Genomic DNA, 23,849 nt, shown 5'->3' with positions numbered 1-23,849 from the left:
ACGATGCAAATTATTGAGACTGAAAATTTGCTAAAATGCACTATAATACAGAGATTTGCGTATATAGACCAAATAGTGGAAAATAAATAAAAATGGGCTTATTTTAACACAATGTAAACACCTACATTAATCTTTAAATTTAAGACAATTATGGATATAAGAAAACAACTCATCATTCTTATACTGGTACTTCTATGTGCCCCGGTTTCTGCACAAAAGAAAGAGAAACTGATCACACTGAAGTTCACAAATATCCCATTATCAGAGGCTATGCCAAAAGTGGAAAAGCAAAGCGGATACACTTTCTTCTATGAATCGCAGCAAATAGACATCAAACAGAAAGTCAGCCTAAATGTTAAGAATGCAACTATTAATAAGACAATAGCAGCCTTATTGAAAGGGACCAATGTTAAATTTGAAATCGACGCAACACACATTATTTTATATACCGGAAAGAATAACAAGGCAATATCCGGGCAACCACAGAACATCTCTGGTACAGTAATTGACGAAAGTGGTGAACCAATTATCGGAGCAAATGTCATGGTGGAAGGAACCAATACTGGTGTCATCACAGATCTTGACGGAAAATACACGATCAACGCACCGGCAGGGAGTAATCTCAAAATTTCCTATATCGGTTATGTGACACAGACTGTAAAAGTTGGTAGAAACAGTACCGTAAAGTTAGTGGAAGACAGTAAAACACTGGCAGAAGTCGTGGTAATCGGCTATGGCACACAACGTAAGTCCGACCTGACTGGAGGTCTGGTATCAGTAGACCAGAAGAAGCTGAACATGATAAATAGCAGTAACTTGATGGACCGTCTTGCAGGACAAATCCCGGGCTTAAGCGTAACTACTGGTGATGCGAAACCGGGAGCAGACCAAACCCTCCGTGTACGTGGTGAAAACTCATTAAGTGCCGACAATGCACCGCTCATCGTATTGGACGGTATTCCTTACAATGGTTCTTTGAGTGATATTGACCCAAACATCATCGAAAGCCTTAGTGTCTTAAAAGATGCTTCCGCAGCAGCTATCTACGGCTCACGCGGTTCCAATGGTGTTATCTTGATTCAATCAAAGAAAGGCAAGAAAGGTGCACCCCAAGTTACATACAAAGGGCAGTTCAGAATGTCGCAACCCCAACAGACTATTGATGTGATGACTCCAGACGAATACATCACATTTAAACAAGACATTGCACGCCTGAAAGATGGATGGAGCGGAGACCAATTGGCTCCTGAGAATATTCTGAGTGCCAGCGAACTTATAAATTACAAGAAAGGCGTTACAAACGACTGGCAGGACTATATTTTCCGCAATGCATTTACCATGGAACATCAAGTAGGCATTTCCGGAGGTACTGAAAGCACCACTTATATGGGGGCAGTTTCCTATCTGGATCAAGAAGGTGTAGTCTACAATTCTGCTATGAAACGTTACAATATCAATTTGAATGTCACACAAGTATTAAACAAATGGCTGACTATTGGTATACAGACCCAATTTATTCAAAGAGATGGCGGTGGTATAACCCCGAATATTGAACATGCTGTAAAGCAAAGTCCTTATGGTATCTACAAAGATGAAAACGGCAAGTATTATGAAGAACCTATGGACCAATCCCTGATTATTAACCCGATGGCCAATGTCAATGCCGACCAAGATCAAACAAGACGTAACTTCTTCATCAACACCTATGCTGACATTCTGTTGCCGGTAAAAGGTCTTTCAGCCCGTACAACCTTTGGTTACAACTATCGTAGCGACTTTACCGGCACATACTATGGCCGTGACACCAAAGACGGTAGAACAGCCAGCGGAAAAGCCAGCATCAACAATGAACACTACTGGGATTACACTTGGGAAAATCTGCTCAAATATAATCGTGAATTTGGCAAGCACCGTTTCGACGCTACAGGTTTGTTCAGTGTACAACAAACTCAGAAAAAGACTTCCAAGTCAAGTGCCGAAAGTTTTGTAAACGATGATTCCAGTTATCATAACATCAATGCAGGTGAAAAGAATAAAACCGTAAGTTCTGGTTTATCAGAAACCTCGATGCTGTCTTATATGCTTCGCTTGAATTATTCATATGCAGGAAAATATATGTTGACCCTGACCGGACGTTCCGACGGCTATTCTGCCTTCGGTGCAAACAACAAGTATGCATTCTTCCCGTCAGTGGCTGCTGCATGGAACATTGCTTCCGAAAGTTTTATGGAAAATGCACAAAACTGGCTGGACCAATTGAAGCTCCGCGTATCTTATGGTTCTAACGGTAACCAAGCCATCAACCCCTATCAGACATTGGACCGTCTGCACCTCACAAACTATATCTGGGGTGACGGTGGAGCAGGTGTCAACGGTGCTTATCTGGCCAACGACGGTGTCGGAAATCCGAATCTAAAGTGGGAAACAACCCAAACATTCAACGTCGGTATCGACTATTCATTCTTCAACGGCCGTATCAACGGTAACATTGAAATGTATGTCGCCAACACAAAAGACTTGCTGATGAAACGTACTGTTCCTATCATGAACGGCTATAAAACCATTTGGGATAATGTGGGTAAAACACGCAATAAAGGTGTTGAATTTACCTTGAACACCGTCAACATACGTAATAAGGACTTCGAATGGAGCACCGGAATCATCTTTTCACTGAACCGTGACAAGATTGTAGACCTACGTGGTGACAAAAAAGATGATATCACCAATAAATGGTTCATCGGCAAACCCTTGCGAGTTTACTACGACTATGACGTCGACGGCATCTGGCAGGAAGGTGACAAATTCACCTATACCGCAGCAGACGGTACAGAAAAAGAGATCCAAAAAGGTGCCAAACCAGGTTCTGCCAAAGTGAAAGATGCAGACGGAAACGGTTATATTGACTCCAATGACAAAGTTATCATCGGTTCAAAGAATCCAAGCTTCCTCATGTCTATGAGCAATACATTGACTTACAAGAACTTTTACTTGTCATTCCTACTGAATGGAACCTTCAAAGTTACACGTGAGTTGAACGAAGCCAATATCGGAAGTTGGAGTTACAACTTATACAACTATCTGCATAATGCCGATTACTGGACACCGGAACACACCAATTCCAAATATGCTTCTCCAGCATATAACAACTTCGACGGACACAGCTATTACAAAGACTTTACATACATCCAAATAAAGAATATCACTTTAGGATACAATTTTGAAAAGAATTTTGTAAAGAAATTGGGACTGAGCGGTTTGGGAGTCAATATCAGTGTGGAGAATCCTTATACATTCTGTGACATACGCAGCGTATTGAACTATGACAACAGTTGGTTTGCCTCTTACCCGACTGCACGTTCCTACGTACTTGGACTGAACTTATCATTCTAAACTTACTTAAATATATATACAATGAAAAATTATATATCAAAAGCAACTCTAGCTCTGTTAGTAGCTCTGTCTGCTACCGGTTGCTCTGACTTTCTGGATGAGAAACTGAAAAGTGAACTAGCTCCGGACAACACATATACAAGTTCCTATGGTTTCGAAGTAGGTTCTACCGGACTTTATGCCGAAGCACGCTCTGAATACAACACTTGGGGTGAAAACGGTGCCTTCATGCACAATGCCGCTTGCCCTTACGAAGCATTGCAGATTGCCACTGACCTTGCTACCATGGGTACCAAAGACGGTTCTATCCAACCGTTCGGTTTCTTGACATTAACTCCAAATACCGGTATTGTAGGCTCCTACTGGAACTGGGCTTATAGTCTGATTGCAGGAGCCAATGAGATGTTGAAATACTCGGAAATAAACACGAACTGGGATAATAGCACAGACAAGGCGCTCTATCAGGCAGAATCACGTTTTTTCCGCGCCTATGCATACCGTACATTGGTTTATCTGTATGGAGACGTTCCTTATGTAGACAAGATTCAAGATCAGTTCAGAATCGATTTTACCCGTACACCGAAGGAAGAGGTTATTGCCCACATGGTAGAAGACCTTCAGTTTGCTGTCGAGAACCTGCCTACTGACCCTGATGCCGTAAAAGTCGGCAAGCTGACCAAATGGGCGGCAGAACACTTACTAAGTGAGGTTTACTTGATGCAGGGTGATTATGCAAAGGCTGAAACTGCCGCAGAGAATGTCATCAACAGCGGATATTTCCACTTGATGGAAGACCGCTTCGGTGAAAAGGCAAAAGCAAACGGCGATGTGTTCTCCGACCTATTCGTTGAAAACAATCAAAATCGCACATCCGGCAATATGGAAAGCATTTGGGTCATGCAGTTTGAATATAACACTACTGGTGGCGGTACAAATTCCGATGACTGGACACGCCGTGCCTGGGAACCCAAATACTTCGAAATTACCGGTTTTGTTTTGGCAGACTCACTGGGTGGCCGCGGCTTGTCGCAATTGGTACCAATGAAATGGTGGATTGGAGAAGATACCGGTTTCTTTGATGAAGAAGACATTCGTAATTCCGAATACAACATCAAACGTAACTGGTATTACAACAACGAGAACATGCCCGACCTTTATGGTAAAAAAGCCACGATTACAGACGAAACATGGTTTACCACCTTCCGTCTTTATCCGGCTCTGACAAAATTCTTCTATGGCCGTTCCGAAAACCTTTCTTTGACCGGTTCCTACCGTGACCGCATGAAGTTCCGTTTGTCCGAGACTTATCTCTTACTCTGCGAAGCAAGGTTGGGGTTGAACGATATTTCAGGTGCCCGCGAAGCAATCAATGTTGTACGCCGTCGCGCACATGCTCCTGAAATTACGGACAGTGAAATGACCATGGACTTCTTGCTGGACGAACGTATCCGCGAGTTGGTAGGTGAAGAATCACGCCGCTTTACCTTATGCCGTACCGGCAAATTATTGGAGCGTACCCGCAAATACAATACAGAATCGGGGCCCGTTATGCGTGATTACCACACATTATGGCCGATTCCTCAGAGCATAATCGATTCAAATACGGGTGCAGAATTCCCGCAAAACGAAGGATATTAACAGCACAAAGACAAAATAAAACACGAATAAAGGTAAAAAGATAGTTTTCAAGATTCTCATAAAGGGAATTGTCCGCGTCCATTGAGAACAAAGGCAATTCCCTTAATTTTATCAATAAACAATCATGAAGATACACAGACAATTAACAGCAGCAGCCTTTCTGTTTATCAGTATGGCAATCATGGCACAAGTGCCATTCAGCAAAAAGGAAGTAAAAGAGAAAATGAAGCAAGTGGCAGACTGGCAAATTTCCAATCCTAACACTGCCCACGAACACCACGACCTGGATTGGACCAATGGAGCACTTTATGTAGGTATGGTAGATTGGGCTAAACTGGCAGAAGAGGAGTACAATGACAGCACCTACTATCAATGGCTCTATAAAATAGGAAGACGAAACTGCTGGCAACCCCATCAGCGGTTGTACCATGCAGACGATATAACCGTTTCCCAATCATTCATTGACTTATACCGTAAATATAAAAAAGAGGAAATACTGGCTCCTACCCTGGCACGTACGGAATGGATTGTCAACCATCCATCCAACGGTACATTCAAACTGGAGTATGGTGACAACAAAACCCTAGAACGCTGGACCTGGTGTGATGCCTTGTTTATGGCCCCCCCGGTTTATGCCAAGCTATACCGTGAAACCAACAACCGGAAATACCTCCAATTCATGGACAATGAATACCGGGCTACCTACGAATACCTATTCGATAAGGAAGAGAACCTTTTCTACCGCGATTGGCATTATTTCGGTAAAAAAGAAGCCAATGGCAAAAAGGTGTTCTGGGGACGTGGAAATGCCTGGGTACTGGCCGGTCTGGCAGAAGTATTGCAGGAGTTGCCCAAAGGCTTGATGGAACGCGCTTATTACGAAGAACTGTTTATCCGGTTATGCACACGTATCGCCGGATTGCAGAACGAAGACGGTTATTGGCATGCCAGCCTTCTGGATCCGGCTTCTTATCCTTCTCCCGAAACCAGTTCCACCGGTTTCTTTGTATATGCGTTGGCCTATGGCGTAAATGCGGGACTCTTGAATGAAGACGATTTCATGCCAGTCATTATAAAAGGCTGGAAGGCACTGACCGATGCTGTAGATGCAAGCGGTAAACTTGGCTGGGTACAGCCTATCGGTGCCGACCCCCGTAAAGTGACGCGTGACATGACAGAAGTTTACGGTGTCGGTGCGTTTCTTGCAGCAGGATGCCAGATATACAAGATGGCTGTAGATACGGAAGCTGATTATATAAAAATCTGGCCAGACAGAAAAACCATGCAGGGAAACCCTTTAAGTGGTTGGGTTGTTTATGCAAATGAGAATGTCAGCGATGACTTCTGGAAGAAATACGACCATATCTATGTACCGGAAAAAGGAACAACCGTGAAAATCTCCGATTATGCACGCACACTCTATATCCGTACGCATTGGAGTACCTTCAATCCCGCCGAAGGAGTCTACGGCTGGGATACCAACGAAAAGTTGAAAAAAGTAATTCAAGGGGCACTCGACAGAGGTATGCGTCTCTCTTTCCGTGTAGTTGTCGACAGCCGCGACCGAAAAAATGAAGCCACTCCGGCCTATGTATTCGATGCAGGAGCCAAATACTATACAGACAATGGAAAACGCTCTCCCTATCCTGATGACCCTATCTTCCAGGAGAAATATGCAAAGTTCATAGAAGCATTTGCCCAAAAATACAATGACCCTGACCTGGTGGAATTTATAGACGGCTACGGTCTTGGCAAATGGGGTGAGGCACACACTATGAAGTACATTGACCCCAAGAACCGGGAAGCTGTGTTCAATTGGATTACAGACCTCTACGTCAAACACTTCACCAAAGTACCTTTAGTTATCAACTACCATCGTTGGATGGGTGCAGGCAAAGACTGGGCAGGTGAGGAGAATTTTGATCCCGATAGTAAACGCTTGTTGGACAGCGCTTGCGAGAAAGGCTTTTCCTTACGTCATGATGCTTTCGGAATGAGAGAGTATTACGGCCAGTGGGAGCGAAACTATGTGAAACCTTGGATTATGAAACGCCCGGTTCTACTGGAAGGTGGATGGATTGTGAACAAGCACCCTTATCACAATGACCCGAGCGGTTACAAAACAGCCAAAGATGTGCGTATCGGAGAATTTGAAGACGGTCAGGAAGCTCATGTCAACATGATGGATTTCCGTGTAGGAGACGAAACCATGAGTTGGTTCCGTGATGCCTATCCTTTGGTTAAGCGTTTCATCTCCGAAGGAGGTTATCGTTTATATCCCGATTCCATTGTAGTTCCCAAAGAAATGAAGAGTGGTTCAAGAATAAAGATAGTACATCGCTGGAATAACTTAGGCTGGGGATATTGCCCAACCAATATACCACAATGGAACCAAAAGTATAAAGTAGCTTTCGCATTATTGAACCAAGACAATCAAGTAGTCTACTCTTATCTGGACAACAATACTGATTTATCCGTCTGGATAAAAGGCTATCCCACTTCCTATGAGTTCACTCCCAAACTTCACGGGGTAAAAAAAGGAACCTATACCTGGGCAGTAGCTTTAGTCGATACAACCAAAGGCAATGGAAGCAATGTTAAGGGGCTGGATATCTCTGCCAAGGGAACCTTCACTAATTCTGGTTGGTTAAAACTGTCAGAAGTAACTGTAAAATAAATAAGACACCCCATCGACTTTATAAACAAGAGGCTGAATTCAAGATTGAATTCAGCCTCTTGTTTATAAAGTCCAATCCATCTATTTCTTTTGCGGCAACCTCTTCAGCAAGTGGTCCACCGCCGCTTTCAGCTGTGCATCTTCTCCCTTCAAAACAGCTTCCGGTTCATTATAGACCAGGATATCAGGCTGCAACGTGCGGTTCTCCAGATAGTTGCCCTGCATATCCATGCAACCTACCTGCGGAATACCGAATACAATACTTGGATCGATCTGGCTTTCCCACCAGACAGCAGTCATGGTTCCTGCCACGGGAGCACCTATCAGCTTACCGATACCCAACGTCTTGTACACAAAAGGAGTACCGTGGGCATTGCTGTAATTATCCTCGCAAACCAGCATACACGAAGGTTTCAGCCATCTGTCAAAAGGATCGCTGCCGATGTACTGGCCACGCGGCACAAAGCGTTCATACTCCTTGCCGCTAAGTAACGTCGCTACTTGTTCGTGCAGCCACCCGCCTCCGTTATGGCGGGTATCCACCACAACAGCCTCTTTCTTACGACTGCTTTCGCTCAACAAATCGGAGTAAATCTTACGGAAGCTCGGACTATCCATACCTTTGATGTGAATATAAGCAATGCGTCCGCCGGAATATTCATCCACCTTCTTGCGGCAGTTTTCCACCCAGCGCTTATACAACAGCTCATTCTGGGCACCGTAAGATATGGGCTTCAAGGTTTCTTCAAACCGCTTTCCGGTAACAGGATCATAGACCGAGAGAATCACCTTGCGGCCTGCCTTACCTTCGAGTAACGGGAAATAATCAGCGCCAGCCTTAATGGCAACACCATCCACTTTCTCGATAATACAGCCCGGCTTGACATCCGTCTTTTTCTTCGTCAATGGACTCTGAGCTATAATTTCTTTAATCTTCAATCCATCGCCCGCATAAGCTTCATCATAGAACACTCCCAAAGCAGCCGTAGGAAGTGCTGCGCCCGAAGCATAATAACGCGCTCCCGTATGAGAACCGTTCAATTCACCCAGCATCTCACTCAGCATTTCCGCAAAATCGTAGTTATTGTTGATATACGGCAAGAAGCGCTTATAAGTTTCTTTGTATCCATTCCAGTCCGTACCTTGCAAGTCTGCCACATAGAACTTATCATTTACCTGCTGCCAGATGTGGTCGAAGATATATTCACGCTCACCATAAGGGCGGTAATCGAAGAAAGCCTCAAATTCAATTGGAGAAATCTTGCTGCCTTCAATCTCTATCTTCTTCATTCCGTCGCGGGCACAAAGGAAGATATTCTTCCCTTCCTTGTCAAGCTGCAAAGCGCCTGCACCTACTTTCTTCAAAAGAACTTTTGTAACATTCTCTTTCAGATTGTGTTCCCAAAGATCGTACCCATCCTCGAAAACAGAAAGATAATAGAGTTTATCCCCTTTAGCAGAAAGCATGGCATCTGCCATATGCGAGGAGTTGACGGTCAGGCGTACAATACGGTCAAAGCGGTTTGCGAGGTCGAACTTTAACGGCTCTACCTTTTTCTCCTTATCTTTGTCGGCATCCTCTTTTTTCTTCTTGGCATCCTTTTCGTCTTTCTTCCCGGCTTTTTCCTTCTCTGCCTTCTCCGCTTCCTCGAGTAAAGCGGTTTCTTCCTTGTTCATCAAAAAACGGTCGTATGCTTCAGCATCAAAGAACATGATATAAGTATCGTCTTCGGCTCCCCAACTGCCGTGGCTGCGATACCCCGCACGGTCACTGGTCCAAATCATGGCTTTTCCACCCAATACCCATTTGGCATTGCCATCGTTGTATCCGCTCTCGGTCAGGTTCACCATTTCACCCTTGCCATCGGCATTCAGCAGCACAACATCTTTGTTGTTCCATCCACCTACACCGATATAGTCCGAAAGAATCCATTTGCTGTCCGGACTCCACTGAAACCACTGGTCACCGTCCGAATAAGAGTATTGATACTTGCCATCCATAACGGTACGCACATCCTTTGTTTTCAAATTGATGACACGGATGGTGCTGCGGTTTTCGAGAAAGGCAATCTCTTTACCGTCAGGGCTGTATTGGGGTTGGAAAGAAGCGGCATCCGAGTTTGTCAAGCGTTCTTCCTTCAGCTCTGTGGCATAGGTAAACAGCTTTTCATTCTTACGCACAATCGTCGAAGTGTAAAGTTGCCAAAGCCCGCCACGTTCGGAAGCATAAACCAGTGTCCGCCCATCGGGGGCAAAGTCTACGGTACGTTCCTGACAAGGAGTATTCGTTATCTGCTTCGTAGTCTTATATTCCACTGAAGTGACGTAGACATCGCCGCGCAAAACGAAAGCCACTTCCTTACCATCCGGAGACACTGCCATTTCCATGGCACCGCTACTCTTAATCTGGCGGATAATGTCCTTGTCGTTTCTGTCGGAAACAATGCTGATGTTCACCTTTTGCGCTTCTCCACCGGGAAGCAGGGTGTAAATCTCACCATCAAATCCATAGCACAACCTTCCGTCCGTAGCGGCACTGAGATAGCGTACCGGATTTTTGGTATAGTGCGTCAACTGCACGGCCTTCGCATCTCCGGGAGTACGTCGGTAGATATTGAAAGAGCCGTTTTCCTCACTCAGATAGTAGAATGTTTTTCCATCAGGAGCCCAAACCGGTTCACGGTCTTCTCCTCCGAAAGTGGTCAGCTGGCGGTACTGCGGTTCTTTTCCCGGAGTATACATCCAGATGTCACGGGCAATGGGCGATACGTGATGTTTACGCCAGTAGTCCTCGTAACCTTTCTTATCTTGATACAACATCGCTCCCTCCTTATTGATGGAGATGCACTCCATAGGCATGGACGAAATCATCGTCGGGCGCCCTCCCTCCACTGATACTCGATAGACCTGGTTGAACTGCCCGTTAGAGGGAAAGACAACAGCCTCGGCAGACGGCATGATGCCCGCAGAGAACAAGACATGTCCGGCATCTGTAAAAGCAAGCGGCGTTTCGCTTCCCGAGTGGGTAGTCAGCCGTCGTGGTTCGCCTCCGTCTTTGGCCACAATGTAGACGTCCAGGCTTCCCATACGGTCCGAAGCAAAAGCAATCCGCTTACTGTCCGGACTCCATACCGGAGCCGTATCATATGCGGGATTGGTAGTTATCTGCATGGCACGTCCACCGGCAACCGGCACCGTATAGATGTCTCCTTTATACGTAAAAGCAATGGTGGTCCCATCGGGAGAGATGACACTATGACGCATCCACAGCGGAGCATCCTGCGCAAAAGTAAAACCAGCCAGGCAAACGGCAGCAATACCTAATAGTAGTTTTTTCATAATGATTCTTGTTTTTGGAGAATAAAAAAAACCTCACGACTTTTCCTTTCGGAAAAAGACCGTGAGGTTTGCTTATCATTTTAAGTTACCCTCAATTAGAGAGCACCTACTTCCTTCAAAGCGGCATTTGTCTTGTGAACGGCAGCAGCGCTGGCAGCAAATTTAGCTTTTTCGTCAGCAGTCAGTTCCAGTTCAACGATTTTCTCGATACCGTTCTTGCCAAGGATTACGGGAACACCGATACAGATGTCTGATTCACCGTATTCTCCTTCCAGATATACTGAACAAGGAATCATCTTCTTCTGGTTGTGGATGATAGACTCAACGACATAAGCGCCTGCCGCACCCGGAGCATACCATGCAGAAGTACCCAGCAACTTAGTCAGTGTAGCACCACCTACCATAGTAGAAGCTACCACTTCGTTCAGTTTTTCTTCGCTCAGCAGTGTGCTTACCGGCTGTCCTTTGTAAGTAGCCAGACGAGCCAACGGAATCATGGTAGTATCACCGTGACCACCGATAACCATGCCTTCCACTTCGTTGGCGTTGCAGCCCAAAGCCTGAGACAAGAAATATTTGAAACGAGAGCTGTCCAAAGCACCACCCATACCGATGATACGGTTCTTCGGCAAGCCCAGAGACTTCAATGACAGATAAGTCATGGTATCCATCGGGTTGGAGATAACCACAAGGATAGCATTCGGAGAATATTTCAAGATGTTCTGTGCAACCGACTTAACGATACCTGCATTAACACCGATCAATTCTTCACGAGTCATACCCGGTTTACGGGGAATACCGGAAGTAATCACTACAACGTCGGAGTTGGCAGTCTTCTCATAATCGTTGGTACAACCTACAACAGTGGTGTCGAAGCCCAGCAGTTGAGCAGTCTGCATCATATCCATTGCCTTACCTTCTGAAACGCCTTCTTTCACGTCCAGCATTACCACTTCGTCAGCCACTTCATTAAAGGCTAACACATTAGCGCATGTAGCACCTACGTTACCTGCACCTACTACGGTTACTTTTGACATAATTTCTAAAGTTTTTTGTTTATAAGTGTTCTTTAAAGATGACGCAAAAGTACAGCGAACTTCGTAATTAGAGAAATATTTCCGTAATAATTTTAGTTAAATACACATTTAGCCAATGATTAGTGGACGATGATTAATGATTAATGATTAATTTTGCGGACGATTAATGAATGTAGGACGAATAATCAGCCACCAACCATTAATCACTTAACCATTAATCATTATCAAAAATGGCAGTTAAGAAGAATACACTTCTCATCGTGGCAGGCAGCCTCCTTATCTTATTATTAATAGGAGTTACCATTCTGCTGATTTCCGAAAAACAAACCAACAAGGAACTGGTGATGGAATTCAATCTGGATAAAGAAGACCTTGAAAATCAATACACAGACTTCGCCAGACAATATGACGAACTGAAGTTGACAGTCTCCAACGACTCCCTCTCCGTACTCTTAGAGCAGGAACAATTGAAGACCCAACGTTTATTGGAAGAACTCCGCACCGTGAAGAGCAGCAATGCCACCGAGATACGCCGTCTGAAGAAGGAACTGGCCTCTCTCCGCAAAGTCATGATAGGCTATATCAACCAGATTGACTCGCTGAACCGCCTGACTGCTCAACAGAAGGAAATCATAGCCGATGTCACCAAGAAGTACAACGCCGCTTCCCGGCAAATCAGCAACTTGTCCGAAGAGAAGAAGAACCTGACCAAGACCGTGACACTTGCCGCCCAACTGGACGCCACCAACATCTCTGTGCAGCCCACAAACAAACGCGGCAAGACTGCCAAGAAGGTGAAAGACATCGTGAAGTTCAAAATAAACTTCTCCATCGTGAAAAACATCACTGCAGAGACCGGCGAACGTACCCTCTACATCCGCATCACCAAACCGGACAATGACGTGCTGACCAAAAGTTCCTCGAACACCTTCCCATACGAGAACCGGGAACTGGTATATTCCATCAAGAAGTATATAGAATACAACGGAGAAGAGCAAGCCGTCACCGTATATTGGGATGTAGAAGAATACCTCTATGCAGGCACCTACCGCGTAGACATTTTTGCTGACGGTACCCTTATCGGTTCGCAATCATTCAGCTTGAATTAATACAAAAAAATCTAAATTATTTTGCAATATCATTGAAAGCCTATACATTTGCATCGTTGTTTATGCAATTATTGTTGCTGTATAAACAACAGATTCATCACCTTAATTAATGTATAGCCCAATGAAAAAGTTCTTCTGTTTCATCTGTTTGGCATACCTATCCTTCCCCATGAAGGCCCAGGAAGCATTAAGCTTGGATAGTTGCCGTGCATTGGCAATCTCCAACAACAAAGAACTGCTGATAAGCCAGGAAAAAATCAACGCTGCCCACTATCAAAGGAAAGCGGCATTTACTAATTACCTTCCCAACATTTCGGCCAGCGGCGGATATATGCGCAGTCAAAAAGAGTTGTCCATCCTCAGCGACGCTCAGAAAGGAGCCTTGTCCGGATTGGGTACAAGTCTCAGCGGACCGTTACAGCAGGCTGCCCAAGTCATCGCACAGCTTCATCCAGAACTGGCAGGCCAATTGCCGGCTTTAGGACAAAGCCTGGTAGGTGCCCTCGACGGTGCAGGCCAATCCTTGGTTGACGCCTTTCGTACAGACACCCGCAACATGTATGCGGGCGCACTGACCTTGACCCAACCCCTATATATGGGCGGCAAGATACGTGCCTACAACAAAATTACCAAATACGCCGAAGAGCTGGCCCGCCAGCAGCACAACACCGGTATGCAGGAAGTAATCCTGAGTACAGACCAGGCATATTGGCAGGTAGTGTCCCTTGCCCATAAAAAGAAGCTGGCAGAAGGTTATCTGAAACTACTGCAGAAGCTCGACAGCGACGTTGACAAAATGATTGCCGAAGGCGTTGCCACCAAAGCAGACGGACTCTCCATCAAAGTAAAAGTGAATGAGGCCGAAATGACCCTGACCAAAGTAACCGATGGCCTGAGCCTTGCCCGGATGCTGCTGTGCCAATTGTGTGGTCTCGACCTTTCCACTCCCGTCATGCTCACAGACGAACAGAAGGAAGACCTGGCTCCCACTACTCCGGAAAACGGTGCCATCGACATCAACAATGTTTATGCTACCCGTCCCGAAGTGCGTAGCCTGGAACTTGCCACGCAGATTTATAAGCAGAAAGTAAATGTCACCCGTTCGGAATATCTTCCTTCCATAGCACTAATGGGCAGCTATATGGCAACCAACCCTTCCGTCTTCAACAGTTTCGAGAAAAAGTTCAAGGGGATGTGGAATGTGGGTGTCATGGTGTCGGTACCCATCTGGCACTGGGGCGAAGGCATCTATAAAGTAAAAGCAGCCAAATCGGAAGCACGCATCGCCCAATACCAGTTGGATGACGCCAAAGAAAAGATAGAGCTGCAGGTCAACCAGTCGGCTTTCCAAGTGAACGAAGCTGCCAAGAAACTGACCATGGCCGAAAAGAACCTGGAAAAAGCCAACGAGAACCTGAGATACGCCACACTTGGCTTTGAGGAAGGCGTTATACCTGCCAGCAATGTGCTCGAAGCGCACACCGCATGGCTTTCTGCCCAATCGGAAAAGATAGACGCACAGATTGACGTAAAACTGACGGAAATCTATCTGAGAAAGGCAACGGGGGAATTGACAATTGATAATTGATAGTTTCTTCAATCGTAAATAGTAAACAGTCAAATAGTAAATAATATGTTGGATACAAAATCACAAAACAGTAACATGTTGTTGGCATTCCTCACGCTGACGGGAGTGATTGCCATCGTTGCCCTTGTAGGTTTCTTCATGTTGCGTAAAGGGCCGGAAATTGTGCAAGGACAAGCAGAAGTAACGGAGTATCGAGTATCGAGCAAAGTGCCGGGACGTATTCTGGAATTTCGTGTAAAAGAGGGACAAAGCGTACAAGCCGGAGACACCCTTGCCATTTTGGAGGCTCCGGACGTGCAGGCCAAACTGGAACAAGCACGCGCCGCCGAATCGGTAGCCCAAGCCCAGAACGAAAAAGCTCTGAAAGGCGCCCGTCGGGAACAGATACAAGCTGCCTATGAAATGTGGCAAAAGGCACTGGCCGGACTGGAAATTACCGAAAAATCCTACACGCGTGTGAAGAACCTGCACGACCAAGGCGTGATGTCTACACAAAAGCTTGACGAAGTTACCGCCCAACGCAATGCAGCCCGGGCTACGGAGAAAGCCGCCAAAGCCCAGTATGATATGGCCAAGAACGGTGCGGAACGCGAGGACAAAGCCGCTGCCGCTGCCTTGGTGGAACGTGCCAAAGGAGCTGTGGCCGAAGTTGAATCGTACATCAAGGAAACTTACCTGATTGCACAGACTGCCGGTGAGGTATCCGAGATATTCCCCAAAGTAGGCGAGCTCGTGGGCACGGGTGCTCCCATTATGAACATCGCCATTCTGGACGATATGTGGATAACCTTCAATGTACGCGAGGACTTGCTGCAAGGGTTGGGTATGAATACCGAATTCGAGGCGTTCATCCCTGCACTCGATAAGAATATCCGCCTGAAAGTGTACTATATGAAAGACCTCGGCACATATGCCGCCTGGAAAGCGACCAAGACTACCGGCCAGTTCGACCTGAAAACATTCGAAGTAAAAGCCGCTCCGCAAGAGAAGGTGGAAGGACTGCGTCCGGGAATGAGTGTTGTATTGAAGAAGTAAAGGAGTTATGAGTTATTGGAGAGGATGATGGAAAGAAATAAGAAACATACGGCTTTGTGGAATGTAGCAAGACGCGAATGCCGCCGTCTTGTTTCCCGCCCGCTCTATCTGTTCTGTATGGTGATAGCACCGTTGTTCTGCTACATATTCTTCACCACGCTGATGGACTCCGGGCTTCCTACGGACATGCCCGTAGGTGTGGTGGACCAAGACATGAGTGCCACTTCACGCCAGCTGATACGTAACTTGGACGCTTTTGAGCAGACAGCCGTCGTCGCCCGCTACCCTACCATCAACGAAGCCCGTACCGCCATGCAGCGCGGAGAGATTTACGGTTTCTTCTACATTCCCGAAGGTACCTCTGCCAAAGCGCAGGCCGGACGGCAGCCCAAACTCTCTTTCTATACAAACAATACCCTGCTCATCGCAGGTTCACTCCTCTTCAAGGATATGAAGATGATGAGCGAATTGGCATCCGGTGCCGCAGCACGTAGCACCCTATATGCCAAAGGAGCTACCGAGGAACAAGCGATGGCCTTCCTCCAACCCATCGTCATAGATACGCATCCACTCAATAACCCGTGGCTGAACTACTCCGTATATCTGTGCAACACCTTTGCACCGGGCGTATTGATGCTGCTTATCTTCATGGTAACCGTCTATTCCATCGGAGTCGAGATAAAAGACCGCACCGCCCGCGAATGGCTGCGCATGGGCAACAACTCCATCTGGATTTCCCTTGCCGGCAAACTGCTGCCGCATACCGCCATCTTCTTCCTGATGGGAATATTATATAATGTATACCTCTACGGTTTCCTCCATTTTCCCTGCAACAGCGGCATCCTGCCGATGCTGCTTGCCACCCTTTGCCTGGTGCTGGCATCGCAAGGCATGGGAATATTGATGATAGGAACCCTGCCTACCCTGCGTCTGGGACTCAGTTTCGCTTCCCTATGGGGCGTACTCTCTTTCTCCATGTGCGGATTGTCATTCCCTGCCATGGGCATGCACCCCGTATTGCAGGCATTGGCAAATCTGTTCCCCCTGCGCCACTATTTCCTGATTTATGTGGACCAGGCACTGAATGGATACCCCATGATTTACTCGTGGGTCAACTACGTAGCGCTGCTTATTTTCATGATGCTCCCGTTCCTTATAGCCCATAGGCTGAAAGGAGCGTTGGTTTACTATAAATACATGCCCTAATGAAAGACCTGACGTTCAGACAGAAAGTGATACAAGGCATTCATGACTTGTTCTATATATGGAAACGGGAATTCGGCACCACCTTCCGCGACCAGGGCGTGCTCATCTTCTTCGTGCTCGTTCCGTTGGTCTATCCGTTGATATACGCTTTCATCTATACCAACGAAACTATCCACGAAGTGCCCACTGTCGTGGTGGATGACTCACGCTCCTCGTTGAGCCGCGAATACCTGCGGAAAGTGGACTCCAGTCCCGAAGTGAGCCTCGTGAGCTACTGCGCTGATATGGAAGAAGCCAAACTGATGTTGAAGGACCGCAGGGCATACGGTATTATCTACATCCCCTCCACCTTCAGCGACGACATTGTACGCGGTAAGCAAACGCAGGTCAGCATCTTCTGCGACATGAGCGGACTGCTGTATTACAAAGCCTTGCTGACTGCCAACACCAACGTGTCGCTTGCCATGAACGCAGACATCAAAGTGGAGCGAAGCGCCAATACCACCGACCGCCAGGACGAGATTACCGCCTACCCGATAGAGTATGAGGATGTCGCCCTCTATAATCCAACCAACGGATTTGCCGCTTTCCTGATTCCGGCAGTATTGGTATTGATTATCCAGCAAACGCTGCTACTCGGCATCGGCTTGTCTGCCGGGACGGCACGCGAGCAGAACCGCTTCCGCGACCTGGTGCCTATCAACCGCCACTACAACGGCACACTACGCATTGTGATGGGAAAAGGGCTGAGCTACTTCATGGTATATTCACTGGTATCGGTATATATACTGTGTGTGGTTCCATGGCTTTTCAGCCTCAACCAAATAGCGATACCCGGTGTCCTGACTCTGTTCACCCTGCCCTACCTGGCCGCTTGTATTTTCTTTGCCATGACAGCATCCATTGCCATCCGCAACCGCGAAACGTGCATGCTGCTGTTCGTGTTCACCTCCGTGCCGCTGCTGTTCCTCTCCGGCATTTCATGGCCGGGAGCTGCTATGCCCGCTTTCTGGAAGTACTTCTCGTACATCTTCCCTTCTACCTTCGGCATCAACGGCTACGTACGCATCAACAGCATGGGAGCCACACTCAATGAAGTCTCTTTCGAGTACCAGGCACTATGGATACAAACGGGCTTCTACTTCATCACCACGTGCCTGGTATATCGCTGGCAGATATTGCAGAGCAGGAAACATGTGATTGAAGAGTATAAGAAGCATAAGAGTATAGAAGCGTAACACATTGTTCCAAGCCTACGAAACAAAGTGTTCACATGCGTTTGAACACTTTGTTTCAGCGTATCAGAACAATTTGTTCCAATATATAAAAACAGTTTGTTCACCATATTGAAACAGTCTGTTCCCTTATAGGAAACAGACTGTTTTGTTAAAGGAAACAAATAGTTGCCCTACAGCATCGGCAAGGCAGCAAACAGACAAACGGCTGTAATACCTAATTACGGTCGCATGTGTTTCTCCAATATCGGGTAAAGTATCTCAGCATACCTCATAAAGCCCAAATCGGTAAAATGAATGCCGTCTACTGTAGCCTCCCCGTCGTGGCCGATGATGTCACGGGAAGCAAGGAAATAGATGTTTTTCTCTCCACGTTGCTTCAAAGAACGGAAAAAGGCATTCAATGTCTCATTCTTGTCCTTTACCTCCTTGGCAATCCTGGTGTCAAAAGGAGAGTGGGTAAAGAGAGGGTCTTCCACGAAAAGGACAGGCGTATCGGGATGCTTGCTGCGGATAGTGGTATAGAATTTATCGGCACGCTCTCTCATTTGCTCCACGGTAGCATTGGGCACAAAGTCGAGGACAAACATAGAAGCGTCCACACCGGCTATGACATCGGCAATCTCCAGGTCGAGCAAGGCATTGCCGCTAAATCCCAGATTGATGCACTCACGATTGAGCCAACGTTCCAGAATATTGGTATGCGCCATGCCGGGACGGGAAGCGCAGCCTCCCTGCAAGATGCTGGTACCATAGAATACCACCGGCTTCTCACGTTTCGGTAAGTCTACTGCCGGCAGGGTAATGGCGGATAAAGAATCCACGCCGATGGAAAGCGAGGTAACCCCATCATATAAAGAAAGGTACAAAAGGTATTCGCGCTCCTCGGGCAACATATTGCTTACGATAGTCGCCTTATTGATTTTGCCCTGCGGACGTCCGCTACCGGCAAATATCCACTTGCCGTCTTGCAAGCAGTAGAGGTCGAGGCCTTTAATGCCGGTCGGTGTCATGTGGTTCATACTCATATTGTTCCTTACTTCCCATTTGGCAGAAATGCTTGTAGAGTTGGAACGGAAGCGCACGGCGAGTCCGGCACTGTTGCGGCCTAAGTCCCACAACGGCTTGCGGGAGATGTTCTGCAGAGAGTCCGGCAGACGCTCATAGCGGGTAAGGGTAGATTCTGTTGCTTTGCCCAGAAGGGGGAAGGCGGAAGCATCATGATAGATAGTCTGGGCATTGGCAACAGCGGCCAACAACAAGCCCATCAAAAGAATTCTGGTTCTCATATGACAAGATATTAAGTGTTAAGTATCAGATGGCAAAGATACAAGGTTTCTTTGAAAAACGAAGAAATGGAAGTATTTTACATCAATTAACTCCCACATGCTTGTTTCTTTACGAAACATTCGTAATTTCGCAAAAAACAATTTATATGAGACACATTCATTTACTCTTAGCAGGCTTCCTACTGTGCATCTGCTGTACCCTGCAAGCCAAAAACCGTGTGATTGACCAACCACCGTTTATCGTAAGAAACACGACTTCCATCGAAGTGAGTAAAGTAGTCATCAGTGACACGGCAACCGTGCTCCATATCTATGCCAAGTATCGTCCCAAGTACTGGATACAGATTGCACCCGACAGCTACCTGACAGACAATAACGGAGAAACCTACCAACTACGTTCCGGTATAGGCATCATACCAGGTAAAGAATTTTGGATGCCCGAATCGGGCGAAGCGGAATTCCAGTTGGTCTTTCCTCCCCTATCCGACAATGCTACCTCCTTCGACTTCACCGAAGGCGAAAAGGTGGAAAACGGATTCAGCATCTGGGGAATACAACTGAAAAGCAAGAAACTGCCGGAACTGGCACTTCCCCAGAACGCCGTAGTACACAAAGCCGACCCTAATGCCGAACTTCCCGAACCGGTCATCCAATACGGAAAAGCCATGCTGAAAGGAAAACTCCTGGATTCACGCCCCAATATGGGAATGCCAATCAGTATTGCCGTGTGGGAGAATATCAAAGGAGACATCACGGACATACCACTCGACATCCAGCCTGACGGCAGTTTCACCAAAGAAGTAACATTGCCCGGCACTACCCCATGTACCATATATTTGGGTAGAGAGCATATGCTCCAGTTCTTCATGGAACCCGGCAAGACAACAGAAATATACGTCAATCTACGCGAAGCTTCCCGGCGCAAGTCTAAATTCCACAGCGAAGGGAAACCCTATGGAGAAATGGTATATATCAACGGACCGCTGGAAACCGTGGCACAAGAGTTGAACGGAAACCACCTCAGCATCGACATGCAAGACAAGCTCTATCAAAACATAGCTGCACTGGCTGGCAAGGATATTGATGCAGCCAAAGCATACGTACTTCAAATATCCGACGAAACACAAGAAGCAATAGACAAGTTGCCTTGTAGTGCTTCTACCCGACAACTTTTGACTATCAATAACAAACTGATTACAAATGCCATGCTGTCTTCCGTTGCCAGCATCTTGACATCGGCTGCCCTACAAGCCAATCTCATCAAACGGGAGGAAGCAAACAACTACTATCAGGAACTTTCCCGGAAAGTACCCGCCAACTACGTGTCCGACGAAGATATGAGCATATTGAATGTGCCGCAGGCAGTCTTGTCCAACCAGTATGTACAAATGGCTTCAAGAAATGTAGAACGGAGTGGAGAATTAGCCAAAGCCTGGGGAACCGACAAAGGTATCTTCTTCGATATAGCCCGTAATGTCACCCTCTACCGGGGTATCAAGAACTTCACCCCGCTCACCGACGAACAAAAGGCAACCGTTGCCGCCATGCCCGCCGCATACCGCGAAATGCTGACTGCCGCCAATGACGAGTTGCTTGCACAACTCGAAGCCAACAAGAAAAAGACGGGTTACACCATCAACCAAGTGGACGCCAACGTCAACAACGAAGAGTTGTTTACTTCCATCATCAGCAAATTCAAAGGAAAAGTATTGTTAGTAGATTTCTGGGCCACCTGGTGCGGTCCATGCCGTATGGCAAACAAGATGATGGTCCCCATGAAGGAGGAACTGAAAGGTAAGGACATTGTATATCTGTACATCACCGGTGAAACCTCCCCCTTGAAGACCTGGGAGAATATGATTCCCGACATCCACGGCGAACATTTCCGTCTGACAGATGCCCAATGGAAATACCTATCGGATGCATTCAAGATAGAAGGGGTACCGACTTATCTGATTGTAGACCGCGAAGGAAACACCACGTTCAGACAAACCGGCTTTCCGGGAGTGGAGAAGATGAAGGAAGAGTTGCTGAAAGTGACTAAATGACAAACTGATAAAAAAAAACAGCAGGCTTATCACCTGCTGTTTTTTGTTTTATCAGTATACCGCTATTACTTTTCAGCCCATTCCTTGGCTCCCTGCTCTTTCAGTTTAGCAGTAAATGCCTTTGCCTTCTCCATAGCAGCCGCTTCCTCTTCCGGAGTTGCATATGCATGCTTGTAGCCCTTCACCACATTCCATTCACCACGGGTGAAATCGGGGAATGCCACAGCCGCACAACCGTTGTCCATAGAAAGTTCTCCCAATTCTGCAAGGCAGCACCACTCAGCAAGGTCGTATACATCCATATCCAAAGGAAGACCGTTTTGCAGGCAATATACCAGACGGCTGTCCATCACGAAGTCCATGCCACCATGACCTCCTACTTCCTTCGCCATCTCACCGTACTTCTTTAAAATGGGATGCTGGTATTTCTCCACGAGTGCCTCCATCTCCGTCTCCGGCAGGAAACCGTGTGAATTCAAATCATCCACTTTGGGCTGAACGCCCGATGCACTCAGCTGGTCAGCGTCAAGCGCATACCCTTCTACCGGATATTTGTTGGCGAATCCCTTGGTACCCGTAAGCTGATACAAACGGTTATAAGGCTGTGGTGTCATTACATTGTGCTGAATCTCAATCACCTTTCCATTGGCTGTACGAATCATGGTCGTGGTATGGTCACCGTTACGGAATTCCTTGCACTCCTCGCCGGTTCTTTTTTCTACCAGCTCCTTGCCCACTACAGACTTGGTATCCATGGCTACCAACGTTTCCATACGGTCACCACGGTGAATATCCAGTGCTTGCGCCACCGGGCCAAGGCCATGGGTGGCATACACGTCACCACGATGCTTCATGTTGTAGTCCAAACGCCAGCCCAGCTTGTCATTTTCTCCATTCTTCCAATAATGGTCCCAAAACGGGCTCAAATTATGTATATAAGCACCCTGCGCACGGATAACTTCACCGAACACGCCATGCTGCGCCATGTTCAGCGTATTCATCTCGAACCAGTCATAGCAGCAGTTCTCCAGAATGAAGCAATGCTTACGGGTAGATTCACTCAAGTTAATCAAATCCCAGCATTCCTGCAGATTCATGGCCGAAGGCACTTCTATCGCTACATTCTTTCCATTCTCCAACGCACACTTGGCAACGGGGAAGTGATGCAGCCAGTCTGCAGCAATATAAACCAAATCTATATCATCACGTTTGCAGAGTTCCTCGTATCCTTTGTCACCGGAATAGACGGCGGCTTTGGGCATGGATGCCTTCTTCAAGAGCTCCTGACATTTATCTGCACGGGCCTCTTCATAATCACAAAGAGCCACTACCTGCGTACCCGGAATATAAGTGAAACGCTCCACTGCTCCGGGGCCACGCATACCCAAACCAACAAAACCCACACGGACTGCCTCCAACTTCGGAGTAGTCAGTCCCAATACACTCTTCTGTCCTGCCGGACGCTCGGGAGTTTTGACAACAATGGTACCATTCTGCCATTCCCATTGAGTTCCCTTCTCTGTGGTTTGCACAGTAGAAGTCTGGCTTGTGCATGCACCCAATACGAAGCACATTCCCAGCAACAACGATTTAACTGTTCCCATATTTCTGCTTTATTTAAGGTAAAAGAATTCATTGCAACAAAGACAGCGCAAACCGAATGCAGAATAAAATGAACCCGTTCATTTTTTATGCTGAGGTGCCGCCAGTCTTCGCTTCTTCTGCAAAGATAGACAATCTTAGCCAAAAGAAGATTATCAACAGCCATGTTCTTTTCAATCTGGCAAAAGAATATACACACAGCAGGAACATTTAGATTAATTAACTCACTGTTTGATGTTAGCTTACGAAATATTCGTAGATTTGCATTGAATTCATTTAAATACTTTATCCATGGAAAAGTTAACGATACAAGAAGAAGAAGCAATGTTGTACATTTGGGAACTGGGCAGTTGCTTCGTAAAAGACATTGTTGCCAAATATCCCAAACCGGCGCCTCCCTACACAACTGTAGCATCTATTGTGAAAAACCTGGAGCGCAAGCAGTATATCCGTGCCGCACGTGTAGGCAACACTTACCAGTATACCCCGCTTATACGCGAAAGCGAATACAAACGTACCTTTATGAGCGGTTTTGTGCGCAACTACTTTGAAAATTCTTATAAGGAAATGGTTTCGTTCTTCGCCAAAGACCAGAAGATTTCGGCCAATGACCTGAAAGACATTATAGACATGATAGAGAAAGGAAAGGAGTAAAC

General features: G+C 46.6%; 13 protein-coding genes and 1 pseudogene. 10 read left to right on the top strand and 4 right to left on the bottom strand.

The features are described 5' to 3' along the window. The first annotated feature begins 150 nt into the window (after positions 1 to 150). The 3 genes and pseudogenes from ACESTD_RS05355 to ACESTD_RS05345 all read left to right on the top strand — a co-directional run. Positions 151 to 3,390, top strand: coding sequence for a TonB-dependent receptor (locus ACESTD_RS05355; RefSeq protein ID WP_373158713.1), 3,240 nt, complete (start codon positions 151 to 153; stop codon positions 3,388 to 3,390). Positions 3,391 to 3,411: 21 nt separating this feature from the next. Next, a complete protein-coding gene (locus ACESTD_RS05350) occupies positions 3,412 to 5,028 on the top strand; it encodes a RagB/SusD family nutrient uptake outer membrane protein (RefSeq protein WP_009037857.1) in 1,617 nt (538 codons plus the stop codon). Between the two features lie 124 nt (positions 5,029 to 5,152). Then, positions 5,153 to 6,262 (top strand): annotated as a pseudogene (locus tag ACESTD_RS05345) (glycoside hydrolase family 105 protein); the annotation flags it as partial. A gap of 1,524 nt (positions 6,263 to 7,786) precedes the next feature. Here ACESTD_RS05345 and ACESTD_RS05340 read toward each other — a convergent pair. Beyond that, positions 7,787 to 11,044, bottom strand: a complete 3,258-nt coding sequence (locus ACESTD_RS05340; RefSeq protein ID WP_373158712.1) for a S41 family peptidase — start codon at positions 11,042 to 11,044, stop codon at positions 7,787 to 7,789. A 95-nt stretch (positions 11,045 to 11,139) separates the two neighbouring features. Then, on the bottom strand, positions 11,140 to 12,081 hold the full coding sequence (gene mdh, locus ACESTD_RS05335; protein ID WP_005829779.1) for a malate dehydrogenase: 942 nt from the start codon (positions 12,079 to 12,081) through the stop codon (positions 11,140 to 11,142). Positions 12,082 to 12,311: 230 nt separating this feature from the next. Here mdh and ACESTD_RS05330 point away from each other — a divergent pair, with 230 nt between their 5' ends. The 5 genes from ACESTD_RS05330 to ACESTD_RS05310 all read left to right on the top strand — a co-directional run bounded on the left by ACESTD_RS05330 (position 12,312) and on the right by ACESTD_RS05310 (position 18,257). Beyond that, a complete protein-coding gene (locus tag ACESTD_RS05330; protein WP_005829777.1) occupies positions 12,312 to 13,190 on the top strand; it encodes a hypothetical protein in 879 nt (292 codons plus the stop codon). A gap of 121 nt (positions 13,191 to 13,311) precedes the next feature. Continuing rightward, complete coding sequence (locus ACESTD_RS05325; protein WP_008664221.1) at positions 13,312 to 14,778, top strand: TolC family protein; 1,467 nt, start codon at positions 13,312 to 13,314, stop codon at positions 14,776 to 14,778. Positions 14,779 to 14,823: 45 nt separating this feature from the next. After that, the gene (locus ACESTD_RS05320) at positions 14,824 to 15,813 is read left to right on the top strand and encodes an HlyD family secretion protein (RefSeq protein WP_151852958.1); all 990 of its coding nucleotides are present in this window, start codon (positions 14,824 to 14,826) and stop codon (positions 15,811 to 15,813) included. A 27-nt stretch (positions 15,814 to 15,840) separates the two neighbouring features. After that, entirely contained in the window at positions 15,841 to 17,019 is a 1,179-nt protein-coding gene (locus ACESTD_RS05315; protein WP_009037852.1) for an ABC transporter permease, read from the top strand. After that, the gene (locus ACESTD_RS05310) at positions 17,019 to 18,257 is read left to right on the top strand and encodes an ABC transporter permease (protein ID WP_005829766.1); all 1,239 of its coding nucleotides are present in this window, start codon (positions 17,019 to 17,021) and stop codon (positions 18,255 to 18,257) included. The genes ACESTD_RS05315 and ACESTD_RS05310 overlap by 1 nt, the downstream gene beginning before the upstream one ends. A 218-nt stretch (positions 18,258 to 18,475) precedes the next feature. Here ACESTD_RS05310 and ACESTD_RS05305 read toward each other — a convergent pair whose 3' ends face one another. Then, positions 18,476 to 19,543 carry an SGNH/GDSL hydrolase family protein gene (locus ACESTD_RS05305; protein WP_057087131.1) on the bottom strand — a complete coding sequence of 356 codons (1,068 nt, stop codon included), beginning with the start codon at positions 19,541 to 19,543 and terminating at the stop codon, positions 18,476 to 18,478. A 146-nt stretch (positions 19,544 to 19,689) separates the two neighbouring features. Between ACESTD_RS05305 and ACESTD_RS05300 the strand changes: the two genes are divergently transcribed. Further along, positions 19,690 to 21,591 (top strand): TlpA family protein disulfide reductase, encoded by a 1,902-nt coding sequence (locus tag ACESTD_RS05300; protein ID WP_373158711.1) that lies wholly within the window; start codon positions 19,690 to 19,692, stop codon positions 21,589 to 21,591. Positions 21,592 to 21,656: 65 nt separating this feature from the next. On the opposite strand, the gene ACESTD_RS05295 is transcribed toward ACESTD_RS05300, so the two are convergent. Then, entirely contained in the window at positions 21,657 to 23,195 is a 1,539-nt protein-coding gene (locus tag ACESTD_RS05295) for a Gfo/Idh/MocA family protein (protein ID WP_005829763.1), read from the bottom strand. Between the two features lie 289 nt (positions 23,196 to 23,484). Here ACESTD_RS05295 and ACESTD_RS05290 point away from each other — a divergent pair, with 289 nt between their 5' ends. Beyond that, positions 23,485 to 23,847: a BlaI/MecI/CopY family transcriptional regulator gene (locus tag ACESTD_RS05290; protein WP_005829755.1), complete on the top strand. Its 363-nt coding sequence runs from the start codon at positions 23,485 to 23,487 to the stop codon at positions 23,845 to 23,847. Positions 23,848 to 23,849: the final 2 nt, after the last annotated feature.

The sequence above is a fragment of the Bacteroides sp. AR20 genome, from assembly GCF_964250605.1.
GTDB lineage: Bacteria > Bacteroidota > Bacteroidia > Bacteroidales > Bacteroidaceae > Bacteroides > Bacteroides uniformis.
Note: the sequence above shows the minus strand (reverse complement) of the source record. Positions and strands in the feature narration are given on the sequence as shown.